The sequence below is a fragment of the Dyella sp. 05T440 genome, from assembly GCF_056395965.1.
Genome location: NZ_JBFTKN010000021.1, coordinates 35,396 through 53,527, shown reverse-complemented (window position 1 = coordinate 53,527; position 18,132 = coordinate 35,396). Strand labels below are relative to the sequence as shown.

The 18,132-nt window shown below is 62.2% G+C and carries 15 protein-coding genes and 1 pseudogene; 9 read left to right on the top strand and 7 right to left on the bottom strand.

What is annotated here, in order from left to right; translation table 11 throughout:
• Positions 1–318 precede the first annotated feature (318 nt).
• Complete coding sequence (locus AC1DE1_RS20040) at positions 319–1,869, bottom strand: bifunctional AfsR/SARP family transcriptional regulator/alpha/beta hydrolase (RefSeq protein WP_477177436.1); 1,551 nt, start codon at positions 1,867–1,869, stop codon at positions 319–321.
• 118 nt (positions 1,870–1,987) lie between these two features.
• On the opposite strand from AC1DE1_RS20040, the gene AC1DE1_RS20035 reads away from it, so the two are divergent.
• From AC1DE1_RS20035 to AC1DE1_RS20025, 3 genes are all read left to right on the top strand, one after another.
• A complete protein-coding gene (locus AC1DE1_RS20035; RefSeq protein WP_477179282.1) occupies positions 1,988–3,370 on the top strand; it encodes an NAD(P)/FAD-dependent oxidoreductase in 1,383 nt (460 codons plus the stop codon).
• 109 nt (positions 3,371–3,479) lie between these two features.
• A complete protein-coding gene (locus AC1DE1_RS20030; protein ID WP_477177473.1) occupies positions 3,480–4,256 on the top strand; it encodes a ferredoxin--NADP reductase in 777 nt (258 codons plus the stop codon).
• An 897-nt stretch (positions 4,257–5,153) separates the two neighbouring features.
• Positions 5,154–6,932 carry a S53 family peptidase gene (locus AC1DE1_RS20025; RefSeq protein ID WP_441605321.1) on the top strand — a complete coding sequence of 593 codons (1,779 nt, stop codon included), beginning with the start codon at positions 5,154–5,156 and terminating at the stop codon, positions 6,930–6,932.
• A gap of 307 nt (positions 6,933–7,239) precedes the next feature.
• Here AC1DE1_RS20025 and AC1DE1_RS20020 read toward each other — a convergent pair.
• Positions 7,240–7,683 (bottom strand): annotated as a pseudogene (locus AC1DE1_RS20020) (DUF4262 domain-containing protein).
• 215 nt (positions 7,684–7,898) lie between these two features.
• Between AC1DE1_RS20020 and AC1DE1_RS20015 the strand changes: the two are divergent.
• From AC1DE1_RS20015 to AC1DE1_RS20005, 3 genes are all read left to right on the top strand, one after another.
• Entirely contained in the window at positions 7,899–9,041 is a 1,143-nt protein-coding gene (locus AC1DE1_RS20015) for an acyltransferase family protein (RefSeq protein ID WP_477177438.1), read from the top strand.
• 220 nt (positions 9,042–9,261) lie between these two features.
• Positions 9,262–10,197 carry an alpha/beta hydrolase gene (locus AC1DE1_RS20010; protein WP_477177439.1) on the top strand — a complete coding sequence of 312 codons (936 nt, stop codon included), beginning with the start codon at positions 9,262–9,264 and terminating at the stop codon, positions 10,195–10,197.
• A gap of 245 nt (positions 10,198–10,442) precedes the next feature.
• A complete protein-coding gene (locus tag AC1DE1_RS20005) occupies positions 10,443–10,598 on the top strand; it encodes a hypothetical protein (RefSeq protein ID WP_441605317.1) in 156 nt (51 codons plus the stop codon).
• 186 nt (positions 10,599–10,784) lie between these two features.
• On the opposite strand, the gene AC1DE1_RS20000 is transcribed toward AC1DE1_RS20005, so the two are convergent.
• The 5 genes from AC1DE1_RS20000 to AC1DE1_RS19980 all read right to left on the bottom strand — a co-directional run bounded on the left by AC1DE1_RS20000 (position 10,785) and on the right by AC1DE1_RS19980 (position 15,534).
• The gene (locus AC1DE1_RS20000; RefSeq protein WP_477177440.1) at positions 10,785–11,315 is read right to left on the bottom strand and encodes a DUF3455 domain-containing protein; all 531 of its coding nucleotides are present in this window, start codon (positions 11,313–11,315) and stop codon (positions 10,785–10,787) included.
• A 400-nt stretch (positions 11,316–11,715) separates the two neighbouring features.
• Positions 11,716–13,971: a winged helix-turn-helix domain-containing protein gene (locus AC1DE1_RS19995; RefSeq protein WP_477177441.1), complete on the bottom strand. Its 2,256-nt coding sequence runs from the start codon at positions 13,969–13,971 to the stop codon at positions 11,716–11,718.
• A 154-nt stretch (positions 13,972–14,125) separates the two neighbouring features.
• Entirely contained in the window at positions 14,126–14,350 is a 225-nt protein-coding gene (locus AC1DE1_RS19990) for a DUF3820 family protein (RefSeq protein ID WP_046972055.1), read from the bottom strand.
• Positions 14,347–14,769 (bottom strand): VOC family protein, encoded by a 423-nt coding sequence (locus AC1DE1_RS19985; protein ID WP_477177442.1) that lies wholly within the window; start codon positions 14,767–14,769, stop codon positions 14,347–14,349. Before AC1DE1_RS19985 ends, AC1DE1_RS19990 begins: the two co-directional genes overlap by 4 nt.
• Positions 14,770–14,901: 132 nt before the next feature.
• Positions 14,902–15,534 (bottom strand): CGNR zinc finger domain-containing protein, encoded by a 633-nt coding sequence (locus AC1DE1_RS19980; RefSeq protein WP_477177443.1) that lies wholly within the window; start codon positions 15,532–15,534, stop codon positions 14,902–14,904.
• A 154-nt stretch (positions 15,535–15,688) separates the two neighbouring features.
• Here AC1DE1_RS19980 and AC1DE1_RS19975 point away from each other — a divergent pair, with 154 nt between their 5' ends.
• From AC1DE1_RS19975 to AC1DE1_RS19965, 3 genes are all read left to right on the top strand, one after another.
• The gene (locus AC1DE1_RS19975; RefSeq protein WP_477177444.1) at positions 15,689–16,378 is read left to right on the top strand and encodes an alpha/beta fold hydrolase; all 690 of its coding nucleotides are present in this window, start codon (positions 15,689–15,691) and stop codon (positions 16,376–16,378) included.
• Between the two features lie 85 nt (positions 16,379–16,463).
• Entirely contained in the window at positions 16,464–17,315 is an 852-nt protein-coding gene (locus AC1DE1_RS19970; protein ID WP_441611313.1) for an alpha/beta fold hydrolase, read from the top strand.
• 34 nt (positions 17,316–17,349) lie between these two features.
• Positions 17,350–18,120, top strand: a complete 771-nt coding sequence (locus AC1DE1_RS19965; protein ID WP_477177445.1) for an SDR family oxidoreductase — start codon at positions 17,350–17,352, stop codon at positions 18,118–18,120.
• The last annotated feature ends 12 nt before the right edge of the window (positions 18,121–18,132 follow it).

Sequence of the window (18,132 nt, the reverse complement as noted above, 5' to 3'; positions counted from 1 at the left end):
GGTGACCAAAGGGATCGATGTGGTCCCCGCATGACAGAGCCAGAGCGTTTGCCTGTCGATTCTTCACTTGGGAACCGACCAACTCATCATCGGACCGACGAGCCACTGGCGAAATGACGACTTTTTCAACACCATCGGCCGGAAACAGACATTGGCCCTCGCCCTGATTGCGCATCCTGATCGTTGCAAGCCGGCGCTCGTCAAACTTGACGCACAGGTGATCGCCTGTGTCAGGTTCCGCGGGCCTGCATTTGGCGGGTTCTGGACGCTGCCTTTGCACTGCGCCGAAGCTCGCGTCCTGTTATCCGCGGTTCGCAACTACACAGCAAGGCCGCCCACAAATTGCTTGACGTTCTCCAGGACGGGTTGCTGATCGCCCGCATGGGGCCAATGATCGGCGCCTTCCAGTTCAACGAATCGCGCTTTCGCGATATGGCCGGCGAGGTGCCGTCCGGCGCCCACGCGCACCGCGCGGTCGTCGTGACGGTGCAGCACCAGAGTCGGCACGGCAACTTGGCCTAACAGGTCTCGCACATCCATATCGCGCAACGTATCGAGCACGCCCCTGATGGCGCCCGGGCTCGACGCAGCCCGCAGCAAGCCTGCCCACCAGGCCCTGGCCTGCGGATCGCCTGACAGGCTCGGCGCGAAGGTTTCGATACCCGCAGGTCCACCCCACCCTGCGATGAGGTGCTGCAGCCATCTTTCATATTGGCTGGCCTGAAGCGCGTGGCCGTAGTCGGGCGTTGCGACACCCTTGGCCAGCGAGGCGAACAGAATGAGTCCGGCGACGCGATGAGGGTGGTCGACGGCAAACTTGATGCATGCAGGTCCACCCTCGGACGCGCCGAACAACACGACCCGGCGGCTGCCGGCGGCGTCGAGCACCGTGCCGATGTCCTGCGCGGTGGCCTCGACACTGGGATTGAAGCCGACCCTGTCTGACAGCCCGACGCCGCGGCGATCGAGCAAGACGAGACGACCCATCCCGGCGAGTGACGACAGGAACGCCCGACACCGGGGCTCCTCCCACACCCGTTCGACGTGAGACACAAAGCCAGGCAACAGCAGAATATCGAAGCGGCCCGTGCCGTAGGTCTGGAAAGCGAGATGGACGCCGTCACCGCTGACGTAGCGCGTTGACGGCGGGCTCTCGCTGGGCAAGGTTGTGCCGGCATCGAGCAGCGCACGGGTCTCCCATTCGGGAGCCACGTTGAGCTCGTCGTGAAGGCGCTGCCGCATGGCCTCGAAATGCCGCTGGGCGGTGGCCCGGTCGCCCGCGAGCAAGAGGCTGCGGATGAGGTGCCGGCCGTACACTTCGCTGAGCGGGTCGAACTCGACCAGACGGCCAGCATGCATGGCCGCAGCCGCATAGTCGCCTGCTGCATGCTTATCCTGCACCAGCCGCTCCAGCGCCTGGATCAACCGGCCCCGCAAGGCCTCGCGACGAAAGAAGGCCCACTCGTCGAACTGCGGGCAATCGCCGGGCGTAAAGCCCTCAAGAAAGTCACCGCAGTAGAGTCCGCACGCACGCTCGAACTGGCCATCGTCACAGGCTTGCTCGAATCGATGGGAATCCACCTGCAGGTCGATCGTCGCCGACCATCGCACCGTGGATCGGTCGATGGTGAGAACCTCGTCGCCCAGCGTGCGCTGGAGGTGATGCAACAGGCGCCGCAAGCGCGCCCGCACTACCTCTTCGCTGCCTTCCGGCCACAACATCGTGGCGACGACATCGCGTCCGACGGATCCCTTCGTTTCGGCCAGGTAGACCAGCAGCGCAAGGCCTTTGCGCAAGGCCAGCGGACATGGCCGGCCATCTCGACGTATCTCGGGAAATCCAAGCGTCTGCACGCTGAGCAGAGCCATGGCGAGGCGACCCTCAGTGACGGCGTCCAGGGGACGCTCAGGGGACGGGGCAATCCTAGCATTCCGTGCAAGCGATGGTTGCCGGATTCATCGCGACCCATTGAAACGGAGGATTGCCATGAAAAATCTGGGCGAGCATGCGATCGTGATCGGCGCCAGCATGGGTGGGCTTCTGGCCGCCCGCGCACTGGCGGATTTCTACACCACCGTCACCGTGCTTGAACGCGATGCGTTTCCTGCGGCAGACACGCCGCGCAAGGACGTGCCGCAAGGTCGCCATACGCACGGTTTGCTGGCGCGCGGAAGCGAGGTACTCGAAGCGTTCTTCCCGGGATACAACGCCGAGGTCGTGGCGCAGAGCGGCGGGTTGATCGGTGATGTTGCGAACGATGTGATCTGGATCGGCCGCAATGTCAGGCTGGCTAACGGCAAGAGCGACCTTGACGGCTTGCTCGCGAGCCGCCCCGTGCTCGAGGGCCACTTGCGCCGACGACTGCTGGCGTTGCCGAACGTTTGCGCCACCGAGAATTGCTCTGTCCGGGGCCTTGTCGCTGACGCCGCCGGCAAAAGTGTGATTGGTGTGAGCGCGCGCGTCGGAGGCAAACCGGAGGAAACCATCCATGCGGACCTTGTCGTCGATGCGACTGGCCGCGGCTCATCGAGCGCGGCCTGGCTCCAGCAGCTGGGCTACCTGCCTCCCGCCCAGGAGAGGGTCCATATCGGCATCTGCTACATGACTCGTACTTATCGACGTCGCCCAGGCGATCTGGGCGGCAAGCTCGGCATCGTCGTCGCCGGCAGTGCGCCGAACTGGCGCAATGGCGTCATGCTCGCGCAGGAGAACGACAGCTGGACCATCAGCACCGGCGGCTTTCTCGGCGATGACGCGCCCGACGATGATCAAGGCTTTCTCGCCTATCTGGCGACACTGCCGACCATGGAGATGCACGACATCGTCGCTCGCGGCGAGCCGCTGAGTGGATTCAATCGCTACCGCTACGCCGAAAGCCAGCGCCGGCGGTATGAAAAGCTCTCACGCTTCCCCGGCAACTACCTGGTGTTTGGTGACGCCTTCTGCAGCTTCAACCCTATCTACGGCCAGGGCATGACGGTTGCTGCCCAAGAGGCCTTGATGCTGCAACAGTGTCTAAGCGCGGGCACAAAAAATCTCGCGCGCCGGTTCTTCAAGGCGGCCGCGACGATCGTGGACATTCCGTGGCACATCGCGGTCGGAAGCGACCTGCGCAATCAGCGAGTCAAGGGCGCGCGCACGCCAATGCTGCGCTTTATCAACTGGTACATCGACAAGCTTCATCTTGCCGCGATGGAAGACAGCACGCTGGCGACAACGTTTTTGAAAGTCGTGAACCTGATGATGCCGCCGTCATCACTGCTGCGCCCCGCGATTGCCAGGCGAGTCTGGCTTGGCAACTTCATGCGTGCGTTCTCGACTACCTCGCCAGCAACTGAAACAGCAGAGCAGCATGGCGCATCGTCATGACCGGACAACACGCTATGCCTCGGTGCAGTCGCCTTGGCGTGGTCGCCACGATGGCGCCCGCCATGGCAAAAAACGACTCAACGCCACCTCATCAACGACGCCCATCAAGATGACTGCCTTCACTACTGAAAGGGTCCTGAGCGTTCGTCATTGGAACGAAACGCTGTTTTCCTTCACGACGACACGGGACGAGGCGCTGCGCTTCGATAATGGCCACTTCGCGATGATCGGCCTCCAGATTGAGGGGGCGCCGCTGATGCGTGCGTACTCGATTGCCAGCGCCAACTACGAGGAAGACCTCGAGTTTCTGAGCATCAAGGTGCCCAACGGCCCACTGACCTCGCGCCTGCAGCACCTGCGTCCGGGCAACGACATCCTCGTCAGTAAGAAGTCCACGGGTACGCTGGTCATCAGGGATCTTCTGCCCGGCAAGAACCTCTACCTGTTCGCCACTGGCACGGGCCTGGCACCCTTCATGAGCATCGTTCGCGACGTCGAGACCTACGAAAAATTTGAGAAGGTGATACTGCTGCACGGCGTGCGCACCGTGAGCGAACTGGCCTACCAGGACTATCTGACCAGGGAACTGCCGCGGCACGAATGGCTCGGTGAGATGATCGCCGAGAAGCTGATTTATTACCCGACCGTCACGCGCGAACCGTACCGCAACCGTGGGCGCCTGACCGACCTCGTCGAGTCCGGCCAACTTTTCCAGGACATCGGCCTGGCCCCGCTCAGCCCGGAAACCGACCGCGCGATGATCTGCGGCAGCCCGGCAATGCTCAAGGACACACGCGACCTGCTCGATGCTCGCGGCTTCACGATCAGCCCGCGTGTCGGCCAAGCGGGGGACTACGTTATCGAGCGCGCTTTTGTCGAGAAGTAGAAAGCATCAAAACAATGGTCGCAAAGCCGGGCCGAGTGCACGCTGTGCCGGATTTCCCAGACCCAGCCCTCGGACATGGTGTGTGGATGTCACACGAGCCCAACAGCCGCAACGTGATCAGTCACTCCAGGTGAGCCAACATCCGTAGGAATACATAGGCCAATACTCCCCACAAGAGCAACTCCCAGATGAATCCGTCCCAGAAGCTGCGGGTGCCCATGGTGCTGGTTGCGAACATCTATGCAAGCGCAGCGTTGCTGGGTGCGCTAGTGCTCGTTGCTGGCCGACGGCTCGGCTGCCCGCCCGCCTTGGCGCCCGTACTGGGCGGCATCGCTTGCTTTGTCGTGCGAATGGCCAACGGCGGGCCCGCAGAGATTCGACGGCGTGCTCCATGTGTTACGCGCACCCAATGAATAGCACCGCACCCGAGTTGCGCGTGGAGACTTGGATCTCGCACGGCAGGGAACGCTACGCCGATGCTATTCGCCAGTCGCCGCAACGGTGCAAGCAAGGGCACTGCGGTTGCGCAGATGCCCCAGTCCATACGGGCATCGGCGCTTGGTACCAGCGATGGCAGGTATCCTGCAAAAATCAGATGGCCATCTGGATGGCCATGTGAGAGTGCAGCCATCGACGCCGACGACAGGCACGCGTCAGCATATTCTTGCGCCACGCAACGAGAACGTAGTCACACTTCCAGTGACGCGACTTCCCTATAAAAAAAGGACAGCCAGCGCATAGAGGTCGAGGCAGCCGTACTGCCTTCTCTTGCATTCCGTATTCCACAGCGCAGCCAAGGCGATTTCGCACATCGCCATGGCCCGGGTTTGTGTTTGCGTTTTTTGGCTGCATCGGCCCATGTGGGCCTGTCATCCAATCATTGGGGAGTTCTTGCGCATGAAAAACGAAAGCAAAGGCGGCTCGCGCCTGTTCATCGGCGGACGCGTGATGAGCCTTTTGGCATTGACGCTCGGCATCCAGGGCGCCCTTGTGGCGCAATCCGCGTTTGGCGCCGACGCGTCGTCGTGGACTGTTACCCGCACCCACGTTCCCTATACCGGCGACGCCGCCTTTCAGGGCTATGCCGCCGATCAGGAGCCAGTGTCGATCACCGTGTCGCTGAAGCTGCGTAACCAGGACGTTCTTCAGGATTTCACGCGAGAACTCTTCCGTCAGGGCAGCCCGTCCTATCATCAGTTCCTGAGCAGCAAGGACAGTACCGAGCTCTTTGCGCCCACTCAGGAGCAAGCCAAGTCCGTTGCGGACTATCTCGCGCAGCAGGGTTTCACCAACATCGAGATCGCGCCGAACCGCTTGCTGGTCACCGCCGATGGCACCGTTGGCGCAGCACGCAATGCTTTCCGGACAGCGATCGGCCATTACACGCGCCACGGCAAGGATGGCATTGCCAACACCAGCGACGTGCAGGTGCCGGCGGCGCTGAGCCAGACCGTGGATCAGGTACTGGGCTTCAACACCCTGCATCAGGCCCGCGTTTTCTCGGTGCCCGGATCGCAGATCAAGCCCGCTTATACGGTGGTGTCGACGACGGGCAATTCGGCAGCCCATGCCTATTACCCGCAGGAGTTTGCGACCGTCTATGACGCAGGCACGACCGCGACGGCCAGCAATACAACCGTGGCGGTGCTTGGCTGGGGCAGCATGACCAATGCGCAGACCGACCTGACCAAGTTCGAAAGCGGCCAGGGAATTACCGCGGTGCCGACCTCGATCGTGTCGACCGTCACCACAACCAGCAAGGACGACAGCGGCCAGGGCGAGTGGGGCATGGACGCGCAGGCGATCGTTGGCGCAGCCGGCAGCCTTCAGAAGCTGATCTTCTATACGGACGGCGGCACCTACAGCTCGCGCACGGGATCGAGTGGCGCCTCCAACAGCGGACTGCTGCAGGTGATCAACCGAGCCGTAAGCGACAACAGCGCGAAGGTCCTCAACATGTCGTGGGGTCTTCCGGAGTGCGATGGCGCGCCGGGCTTTGCCGATTCGGCCTTCGCGCTGGGCGTCACCCAGGGACAGACTTTCTCGGCCGCCACCGGCGACAACGGTTCCTATCCTTGCCCGCTCAATGGCAGTGCGCCGGAGAACGGCGCCTATGGCAGCACCACGCAGCTTTCGGTGAACTACCCGGCGAGCTCGCCGTACGTGGTTGCCGTGGGCGGCACCACGCTCAACACCTCCTCAACTGACAGCTACGTCTCGGAGGCCTCCTGGCCGTACAGCGGTGGCGGCGTGAGTGCATCGGAAGCCACGCCGAGCTGGCAGCCGAGCGGTTATGCACATCGCACCGTGCCGGACGTGGCCTTTGACGCGGACTGGACCAACTCGCCGATCATCGTCTACTTCACGGCGAGCTCAACCTCGGGCATCAGCCAGTCCGGTTATTACTTGAACGGCGGCACCAGCCTGGCATCCCCGCTTTTTGTCGGCGTGTGGGCACGACTTGAATCGGCGAACAACAATGGCCTGGGCTTCGCCGCCCCGGCGCTGTATGCCTACGCCAGCCAGTTTCCGTTCCACGACGTAACGACGGGCAACAACGGCTACTACTCCGCCGTCGCCGGTCGCGACAACGCCACTGGTTGGGGCAGCATCGACATCCAGGCGGCAAGCAGCTTCATCACCGCCACACCCGGCTTCAATACCGCTACACACTAAGCAAGACCAGATCGGATGCCGAAGGCGGATGTCAGCCGCCTTCGGCCATCCTTTTCGGAGTGACGGTCATGGCGCTTCGCTTCGCGCTGCACCTTTCACAGGTGCTGCTGAAAGAAGACCACCCCCATGTGGGCGTGCATGCGCTTCTCTCGCGCAACGAGTTCGTCGGGACAGAGACCCAAACTTGCCCACCCGGGCGGGAAACGCATAAGCCCAGGAAATTCGGCATCAGTCGCGCCCTTTCCTGGCCCCTGGAAGCCTCAAGCACCGCGTCCGCTCTGGGCGGGAAGCGGACTTTGACATAGCGCTAGGTTTCAAGCACAGGTTGCCAGGCCTGAAACGCCTCACCACTGTCTTCATCCCAAGGCCAGGCGCCCGTGGTGGATGGGTATACGAGTTGGAGGAGTCGAAAGTTGGTTCCTCCATAGAGCCAGATATCCCAGCCCGTGTATTGCTCGTAGTGGATTGGACTCACCGTGCGGAACTCGCAGTCGAAGTCATCCAGGAAACCTTGAGCACGCATCCCAGGACTGAACTTCTCGCCAGCACGCGCTCAGGCGCAGTACTCATTGATCATATAGTGAGCCAACTCTCTCCGCAGGCCGATGATGATCAGCTCCGGGCGCCCTATGGAGCGTTCCAAGCCAACGGAATAGCTGAAAGGCGGCAACTCACCTTCCTCAAACACATGGATGATGTGGCAGCCGTACTTTTCGATGTCGTCAAGACACTTCTTCTCGGCTCGATCCATCGTCGTCATCTCCATCCATTGCTCACGGGGAATAGTCCGCTTCGGCGCGGCAGCTGGCGTTCCCAGCTTGCCCAACGGCCCCATCCTCCGCAATGCGCCACGACAATTCTGGGTTGACGGGCAACCACGGCATCCTGAGATGCGTGCACTAAGACCCAGCCGCAGGCCCGCTTGAAAAGTAGCTATGCTTCCCCGCCATTTCAGGGAAGAACCCCATGCATCGTCTACCAGGCCTGGATCTGCTGCGCGCTGTCGCGATCGTGTCGGTCCTTTGCACGCATGCATGGATTGTCGGCGGCATGGGCTACGGATTTGGATGGATCGAGGAATACGGCTGGATGGGCGTTGACTTGTTCTTCGTCCTCAGCGGGTACCTGATTGGCCGACAGGTTCTCCTTCGCCACAAGCGCGGTGATGGAGTGGACCTGCGGGCTTTTTACCGGCAGCGGGCCTACCGCATTGTTCCTGCCTATTTGACTGTAGTGGCGCTCTATTTCTTGGTGCCCAACCTGCGGGAGCAAACGGCGATCCAGCCGCTCTGGCAGTTCCTCACCTTCACCATGAACCTGTTTGTCGACCAGCGTGTGCTGCACGCGTTCTCATCGGCCTGGTCACTGTGCGTGGAAGAACACTTCTATCTCATCTTCCCGATCGCGGTGCTTGCCATGGCGCACCGCTTGCGAGCGAAGCACGTGACGATCGTGATGCTTGGCCTGATGCTGGCAGGCATCGCGTGGCGCGCATTCGCCTGGTGGCAATCCGCAACGCCTGCCGCAGGCGGCAGTGGTGTGTGGGAGATGGACGGGCGACGCTATATGGAGCTCATCTACTACCCCACCTACGCACGCCTGGATGGATTGCTGTGCGGCGTTGGCCTGGCGATCCTGAGCGTCTACCGGGCATCGCAATGGGAGCGCCTGCAACGACGCCCCAATATGCTCGCGCTTCTTGGATTGGCCTTGGTCTTGTTCGCAGCCTGGATTTTCCGGGACATCCTCACCTTCGCAGCCTGCGTCTTCGGTTTCCCGATACTGTCAGCAGGCATCGCCCTGATCGTTGCCGCCGCCGCAAGTCCCGCCAGCCTCCTCGCTAGAATCAGGTTGCCCGGTACCGCCTGGGTTGCGACCACCTCCTACAGCATCTACCTGAGCCACAAGGCGATGCTCAAGCTGGCTTCAAGGCATCTTCCGGATGACCTCAATCACCGCGGCATCATCACCTTCGCGTGCTGCCTGCTCGTGGCCATCACGGCAGCAGCTCTTTTGCACTATCTCGTCGAGCGCCCGTTTCTTGTCCTGCGCGATCGGCGGCGGCACAAAGGAGTGCCTTTGCCTGTCACCGAAATCGGCGGCACATAAATGAACGCGTTGCGAGCGCGCTGATGGCGAAGGCTTGGTCCTTCGATCTGCTACTGATTGAGTCAGCTCCGCCCTGGGTCAGCGGCGGACGCTTTTTCCGGGAAACGCCACTTTCTGGCCCGCCAGATTTGCGGCCTTGGGAACGCCCGATTTATGCATAGGTGCGCGCTAGCCTGTGGTTTGGCAATCCGCCGACCACATCAGCTGCGAAGAGAGCGCTATGGCCATACGCCGATGGAGACGAATCGCGGCCTGCGGATGCATCGCACTGGCTTTGCTGGTGGCATCCGCAGCATGGATGGCGGAGGGCATGCTCATCTCGCCGCAAAGGGAGTCCATCGGCGCAGCGCCGACTGACCTCCCGTTCGAAAGCATAATTATCCAAAGCCTTTCGGGAGCGACGCTGCGCGGATGGTTCGTAGCCGGCACGCCCGGTCGCGGCGCCGTCCTGCTACTCCACGGCGTGCGCGCCAACCGACTGGCGATGCTGCCACGGGCGAGGTGGCTCCATGAGCTTGGATATTCCGTGCTTTTGATTGATTTCCAGGCTGCGGGGGAAAGCTCCGGCCAGTGGATTACTTTTGGGCTGCGTGAATCAGACGACGCCGTCTCCGCCGTTACCTATTTGCGTTCACGGCTGCCGCTTGAACGTATCGGCGTCATTGGGACTTCCATGGGAGGCGCGGCCAGCTTGTTGGCGAGCCCACCGTTGCACGTCGATGCCATGGTGTTGGAGCAGGTCTATCCCAGCATCGATAAAGCCGTGTACGACCGTCTCCTGATCCATCTGAAAGGAGGGGCCTGGCTGTCACCCCTGCTGCTGAAGTCACTCGCCTGGAGAACCGGCATCAAGGCAGAGCAGCTGCGGCCGATTGACCACATTGCCAAGGTTGACGTGCCAAAGCTCCTCATCGTGGGAAGTTCAGACCGTCACACGCACCTTGATGAATCCATGGCGATGTACGCCGCGGCTGCCGACCCTAAAGCGTTGTGGGTCGTCAATGGCGCCCAGCATGTCGACCTTTTTCGATATGGCGCAGATCGCTACAAGGAGCGCGTAGGTCATTTCTTTGCCATGTGGCTCAGACCTGCCGAACCGATGGTCACTTCGGATATGAAGGACTTGCCGGCTCAACAGCCGCACCAGGCGCCATAGTCGATGCCCGCCAATCCAGGCGCGCATCGAGCGTTGGAAATCACCTGTGTTCGGGCGACGAATCATCCGCATCCGGTTCGAAGCAGATCGGAAAGCGGACTAGCACCGGCCCATGGGGCCAATGGCTAGCGCCTTAGCGGCCGCTCCAGAAGCCATCCAAAGAAGTAGTACATCAGCACTCCCCAAAGGACGTCCAGTATGGCGGCCGAGCACCCCACGACGTCGTCGGACAAATTGAAAAGGGCGTGGACGTGACCACTGAGAAAGACCAGCAAGTAAGAAACTGGCAACGTCAGAAACTGAAGTATCCACAGCGGATCGCCATCGCCGCGCCCGATGGAAACCAGGCATCGGATCGCGAATGCGAGAAACACGATAGCGAAGACACCGCCGGTTGGTGACCACCTCTTCATGGACCCTTGCTCCTTGCCATGGAAGCTCGGCCTACGTTATCTGCATCAGATCGAAAGACGACAGTTTAAGGAGTTCCGGCATGTCGAAAGCGCATCCTGGTTGCCCTCGCGTGGCCTGCGGCTGTTACGCAACGGGTCCAGGATCAACCCGCAGGAACAACGCCGCACTGGACATCAATTTGATTTGACGTAAAACACATAGGTTGCCGTGTACGGAACGCCGACCTTGGTGCCGGCGTTGGCGGGCGGTGCGGAGGGTGCGGCGCCGCCGGCGGTTGAAACGCGCTGAACATAGGCCACCTTGCTCAAGATGCCGGGCGTGGCGTTAGGCGTCACCTTGATGAGCAGCCACGGAATATCCGCGTTGGGCTGTTTCGCGGGTACGGTGGCAACCGGCGCATCCTTGTCGCGCACGATCTTGCTGCCGTCGGCGGCCTCCCATGAGGGGCCGGCGTAGTGATGAATCACGCCGCCGGGAGCCGTCAGTTCGGCCAGCGGTGCTTCAAAAGTCCATTTCGGTGGCGAGCCCGTTTCGATCGTGCTGGTGTAGATCTGAACGCCGGTGGCCTTGGCCGTGAATGCCACGGTATAGCCGGCGGGCGGCTGCAGTGCAGCAGGTACTGCTTCCTGCGCCTGAGCGGCCGATGCACCGGCGATCAGCCATACAACAGCCGCCACCCATCCGCTTGCGGTCTTCGCGATCATGACTTGTCCTGACTAAGGTGATGATTCCGCATCCGCCCCTCAACGGAGCCACTCCGGGTCAAACGACGGCGCTCGACGCAGTGAGCCCCGCGTCGAGGCAGCGGTGATACGGAAAGGTTGCGATGGCGAGGTTCTACTTGGCGGCTCGCTTCTTTTCCTCTTTGGCCGCCTTCTTTTCCTTCATGGTCTTGGCCGGCTTCTTTTTGTCGCTTTTCTTTGAATCCATACCCTTGCTCATGTCATTTCCTCGTTGCCTGGAGACAGATAGGTGCCGCGGTTTGCGACTTAGGTTGTCAGAGCTTGATCGATAACGTGACGACGCAAGTTAAATGCAGCTTGCATCGATGCTGGCGGTCTGGTTCAAGGCCGACGTTTCATACGATTGCGCCACGCCTGTTGGCTAGCCGCTCGGATACTTCTGCAGCAGCGCCTTGAAGCCTGGCTCATCGCGCAGTGGATCCCAGATCGGATCGACCCGCAGCGACGCACCCGACAAAATGCCGCCCGTCGGCATCGACAGCACGCGATCGAGCAAGGCGATGGCCTGGTCGTGCTGGCCCACTCGCATATAGAGCTGCGCCTGGCAGGCAAGCATGTCCGCGCCGGTAAGGACATCCTTGGTGACCGGCATCAAGGCGACGGCACGCTCGCCCTCCGCGACGGCTTCGGCCTTTTTCCCGAGGCCGGCATAGGCAAATCCCAGGGCGAGATGCAGATCCGGGTCTTCCGGTCGCTCGACAAGGGCGGCGCGCGCTTTCTCAGCCACCGCGGTATATCCCGCGGTCGCCTTGGCCGTGTCTCCGGCCGACTGCGCGGCCCAGGCGATATACAGGCGCCGTGGCAAGACAATATTGTCCGGATCGTCCCAGTCCTCGTTCTTGTCCGCCTCGGCGATCTTGATCGCCCCGGCATAATCGCGTGCCAGCGAACGCTCGAAATACATGCCCATGACGTTGCCGGCGTAGGCGTTGCTCCCCGGCGACAGCGCTGCCAGCGCGGCACGCAGCGGGGCCAGATCGCCCTTCCACATCAGCGTATTGAAGGCCAGCGTCACACGCGCACCGGCAGGATTGCGACTCAATGCGAGAGCGGAGGCATAAGCCCGGTCGGCATCCGCATAGCGATGCATGCTCTGATAAGTCACGCCAAGCTGGTTGAACGCAAATTCGCTATGGGGATCGAGCACAGTGGCCGAGCGAAAGAGCGACACCGCCTCGTCCCAGCGTCCCTGCCGCCTGGCAACTGCGGCGATAAGCAGTTCAACCGTGGCGCTGTTGGGCAAGGCCTGCCGGGCCAGCTCAAGCTGGTTGGTGGCAGCGACGTAATCCCGATGCCCCCAGTAGTGATACAGGCCCAGTGCGTAATGTCCCTGCCCCAGTTTCGGCTGCAGCGTCAGGGCGCGATCGGCGGCAGTCTTCGCTTCGACCAGTCGCTCATTCGTGCGATCGGGTCCGAAGAAATACATCTGCATGTTGGCGCGCGCCAGCGCGGCGGCGGCCAGTGCGAAGTGCGGATCCTTTTCCAAGGCCTGCTGATACAGCGAGATCGCCACGGGCAACTCGGTCGATGACAGCACGGGATCATCGTAGGCGCGGTTGGCATGCGCACCGGCCTGCAGATACAGATCGTAGGCTGCCGCGTTGGAGGTTGGCGCGGCATCGATGCGCGCCGTCTCAGCCGAGGTCAACCGTACCTTCAGCGCCTCCGCTACGTTCTGCGCGACTTCGCCTTCCACATTGAAGACATCGTCCAGCGTGCGTGTATAGGCTTTCGCCCAGAGATGATTGCCGCTGGCTGCATCGATCAACTGCACGTTGATGAGCACCTGATCGCCAACCTTCTGCACCGTGCCCTCGAGCAAGGTCGCCACGCCCAGTTCGCGTGCGATGGTTTTCACGTCTTCCGGATGGCTCGGGTACTTTTCGGTCGAGGTGCGCGAGATCACCTTGAGCCCGCCGATGCCCACCAGCTCGGTCAGGATCATGTCTTGCATGCCGCTGGCGAAGTAGGCGTTGCCTTGATCGGTGCTTAGATTCTCAAAGGGAAGCACTGCAACGGATTTGAGATCGACCGCCGCCGACGCGTCTGCGGGACGACGCGCGATTTGATGGCCGCCGAACAGCAGGGCCGCCGCGACGAGCAGCACCGCGACCGCGACGACAACTAGCCGGCCAAATCGACGTGGCTTATCAGTCCCCTCAGGTGCTGCCGGACTCGCATCCGTCGCAACCGGTGGCGCACCGGCGTCGCTGGTGCGGGGCGGTACGAACGCAAGCGCGGAGGCCGGCAATGGCCTGTCCACCATCAGCTCTTCACGCGATGCGGCTGACCGCACTTGGGCATCGAGGCGAAAGCCGACGCCATGCACGGTGTGCAGATAGCGGCTTTCGTCACCGCTCTCGCCGAGCGCATGACGCAACATCGCGATGACGCGGCTGAGTACGCCGGGTGTGACGTGGCTATGGCCCCAGACCTCGTCGAGAATTTCATCCCGGCTCAGCACACGGCCAGGCTCTCGTGCCAACAGCACGAGCACGGCGAACGCCTTGCGCTCGAGCCCGACCTCTTCGCCATCGACAAACAAGCGATGGCCCAGGGTATCGATCTCGACCGTACCGAACGCAATCCACGCAGCAGAGGCGGTCTCTGCAGTCATTGGGTCGACCTCCGTCGCCGCGCCCCGACTGGTTCAGGTTACACCAAGTCAGCCGCAAGCCTCGGTGTGGCTCAAGTGTGGATTTCGTTGTCTGCGCAATAACATTCCGCGGGCCAACAAGTTTGCGCTGCAACTAATGCGGCGGACGCGTGGCTCAGCGGTCCCGCCGCGGTTTCCTCAGCGGATCGAGCAGGGGCTTGAGGCCGTTGTGATCGAGCTCCAGCGCCAGCGCGAGCAAGTTGCCCAGATCGCCGGGCGGAAACCCCTTGCGGGCATACCAGGCAAGATAGGCGCCAGGCAGGTCGGCAATAAGGCGGCCCTGGTATTTGCCATAGGGCATGCTCATGGTGACCAGCCGCTGCAGGTCTTCGGGCTTCATCGGGCGAACAACTGCGAGCGATCAGCGAAGGCCTTGAACTCCAGTGCATTGCCGCAGGGATCAAGCAGGAACAGGGTCGCCTGCTCGCCGGGCTGGCCTTTGAAGCGGATGTGCGGCGCCACGACAAAGCGCGTTCCGCTGGCTTCCAGGCGCTCGGCGAGCGACTGCCAGTCGTCCATCGACAGCACGACCCCAAAGTGGCGCACCGGCACGTCGTCGCCATCCACGTCGTGCGCGCTGGCGGCGCGCGTCTCTTCGGGCGCCAGATGGGCCACGATCTGATGGCCGTAGAAATCGAAATCCACCCAGCTGTCACTGGATCGGCCTTCGGGACAACCGAGCAACTGGCCGTAGAACGCGCGTGCGTTCGCCAGCGAGGTGACTGGAAAGGCGAGATGGAACGGCGGGAGGTCGTGCATGGTGACGCTCGGCGATAAGGGCCCGGCCTTATTACCACCACGCGGCGGTTTCACAAACTCCCAAAGTTTCGCGTGAAACCGATGGCCTGGCCAAGGCAGGCCATCTTGCCGCTCAACGTGACGCTGAGGCGACTACGCAGCTCCCGCTGAAGACTTCTGACGAAGCCGATGCGCGGCCTGTTTCGCGCGGTTGCCGCACAGCGCCATGCTGCACCAGCGACGGGCATGACCGCGGGTGTGGTCCGCAAAGAGCAAGGTGCAGGTGGGGCCTTCGCAAGCTTTCACGTGGGCAAAGTCTTCATCGCAGACCAGGCGCGCCATCGCTTCGGCAATCGGCAGCAGCAAGGCGTCGGATGAATTCCAGCGCCGCTGCTGCGCGAGCGTGAACACCATCGACTCGCCATGCGACCCGGCAACGATTTCGCTGTAGCGCTCGTCGCGCTTGAGCAGGCTATTGAGCGGCTCAAGCGCCGCCAGATCGGCGGGCTGCAACGCACGCCCCTTGTGCTGGCGAACAAAGCCACGGAACCACTCCCGCAGCGCCCTCGCCTGCCCGGCCAGCCGATCGATCTCCCCGGGGATCGCGCGCTCACGCGCCGACCGCAACACCTCAGCGGGCACCAGCTGCGCCTGCGCGAGCCAACGCAACAGTCCTTCGCCGTCTGCCAGCCAATCGACCGGCGTGTCCACCGGCGTGGCCACGGAGTTGAGGAAATCCAGTCCGAGCGAATCGGCCAGGAATAGAGCGGGCATGGGCTGTGACATGGGGTTCTCCTGCGGCCAAAGGTAACCGGCTAAAAAGCACTTGACAAGTTACATTGACGATCATAACCTCCAAATCGAAGTTGAGGCGGTTACTTAAATCTCAAGCCAGCAGTTCAGGTTTCTTCGTCATCAAACCTCATGGGAGTGGGCACAAATGAACGCGACAGCAAAGACGGTAGTGCTGGTTCACGGGGCCTGGGCGGATCCGTCCAGCTGGGACGGGGTGGTCAAACTACTCCGCTCAAAGCACATTGATACGGTTACGGTGAGTTTGCCCCTGCTGTCCCTGGCCGGCGATGTCGCGGCATTGGACGACGTGCTCGAGCGCATCCCCGGGCCGGTCGTACTGGTGGGGCACGCCTATGCGGGTGCGGTGATCGCCGCTACCCAGAGCCCCAAAGTGGCAGCGCTGGTCTATATCGCCGGCCTGGCGCCGGACGAGGGCGAGACGGTCGCGGAGGTGTTCAACCGCTATCCGCACGACGACAAGGCACCCGCGCTGGCTCCGGGTCAGGACGGCCTGTTCTGGTTGCCGGCGGAGGCGTTTGCCACCGCGTTCGCGCAGCACGCCACGGCGCAACAACAACAGGCGCTGGCCGCGTCGCAGCGCCCCATCTCGCCAGCGGCGATTACCGTGCCGGCGGGACGACCGCTATGGAAGAACGTGCCGGCCTGGTATCTGGTGGCGCAGCACGACCACATGATTCCCGAGAAAACGCAGCGCTTCATGGCCGAGCGCATGCATGCGCACACCACGATTCTTCCCGTCGATCACCTGCCCAGCGTCACGGCGCCGTTGCCGGTCGCGGAACTGATCGCCGATGCCGTGCGACACACCGCCTGACTCCCCGACGAATCACCCAACGACTCATCTGGCGCCTTGATGCCATCCCCCGCTGCAACGTCACCTCTATCGAAGGAGCATTGCCATGTCACACATTCACTATCGCACCGCGTCTGCCGACGGCTTCAATATTTTCTATCGTGAAGCAGGCACGCCGGGTAAGCCCAAGCTGCTGCTGCTGCATGGATTCCCGAGCTCGGGCCATATGTTTCGCGATCTGATTCCCCTGCTCAGCGACGACTTCCATATCGTTGCTCCCGATCTGCCGGGCTTCGGCCTGTCGGACATGCCGCCGCGCGAGCAGTTCAAGTACACCTTCGATCATCTCGCTGACGTGATCGATCGCTTCACCGAAGTGATCGGCTTCGACCGCTACGCCGTCTATGTATTCGACTACGGCGCGCCCACGGGCTTTCGTCTCGCGGTGAAACATCCCGAACGCATCACCGGCATCATCTCGCAGAATGGCAATGCCTACGTGGAAGGCTTGAGCGAGGGCTGGAATCCCATTCGTGCGTACTGGGAAAACCCGAACGCGGCGAACCGCGACGCCTTGCGCGCCTTTCTTGCACCGGAGAGCACGCGCTGGCAGTACACCCATGGCGTGCCGGATGAGTCGCTGGTGTCGCCCGATGGCATCGCGCTGGACAACTACTACCTGGCACGCGAAGGCGCTCACGACGTGCAACTGGATCTGTTCCTCGACTACCAGAGCAATGTGGCGCTCTACCCCACTTTCCAGGCGTATTTCCGCCAGCACCAGCCGCGCTTCCTGGCAGTGTGGGGCAACCACGATCCGTTCTTCCTGCCGCCGGGCGCCGAGGCATTCAAGCGCGATATCCCGCAGGCACAGGTGAGCTTTTTCGAGACGGGCCATTTCGCGCTGGAAACCCATGCGCGCGAGATCGCCCAGGCCATCCGCAGCTTCTTCGCCTGAGATGGCGTGGGAACACTGACGCCAGGAGCACATCATGTCGCTGAAAACCGCGCTCGTCACCGGGGCCAGTCAAGGCATCGGCCAGGCCACCGCCATTCGATTGGCCAAGGATTTCGAGGCTCTCGTGCTGGTTGCGAGAAATCGCGAACACCTAGCTGAAACGGCGGCGACCGTCGAAGCCCTGGGCGCCAAGACCTTGATCATCGACCTCGACCTTGCAGAGAAAACCGCCGCCAAAGGCGTCGTCAAGCAGACGCTGTCGACCTTCGGCCGCATCGATGCCCTGCTCAACATCGCAGGCGCGGTGCCACAGATCGACCTGTTCGAGATGACCGACGAACAATGGGACGACGGCATGGCATTGAAGCTGCACGGTGCACGGCGCCTCACCATCGAAGCGTGGGAGGCGTTGAAGCAATCCAATGGCTCCGTGGTGTTCACCTCAGGCAACTCGGCCATTTTCCCCAAGGCGCCCTACGCCGCGGTGGGCACCATCAACGCCGCCATTGCCGCACTGTCGAAGGCATTCTCCGATCGCGGCATTGCCGATGGCGTGCAGGTGAACAGCGTGTTGCCGGGCCCGGTGATGACCGGTCGCCGCCGCTCCTACCTGGAGCACTGGGCCCCGCTGCACAACATGACCGTGGACGAAGCGATGGAACGCTTCCCGCGCGAGGCTGGCATCGCCCGTTACGGCACGCCGGAGGAAATCGCCGAACTGATGGCGTTCCTGGTGTCGCCGGCAGCCCGATGGATGACGGGATCCATGCTGCGCATGGACGGCGGTGAAGTGAAATCGGTATAGCCATTGGGGCGC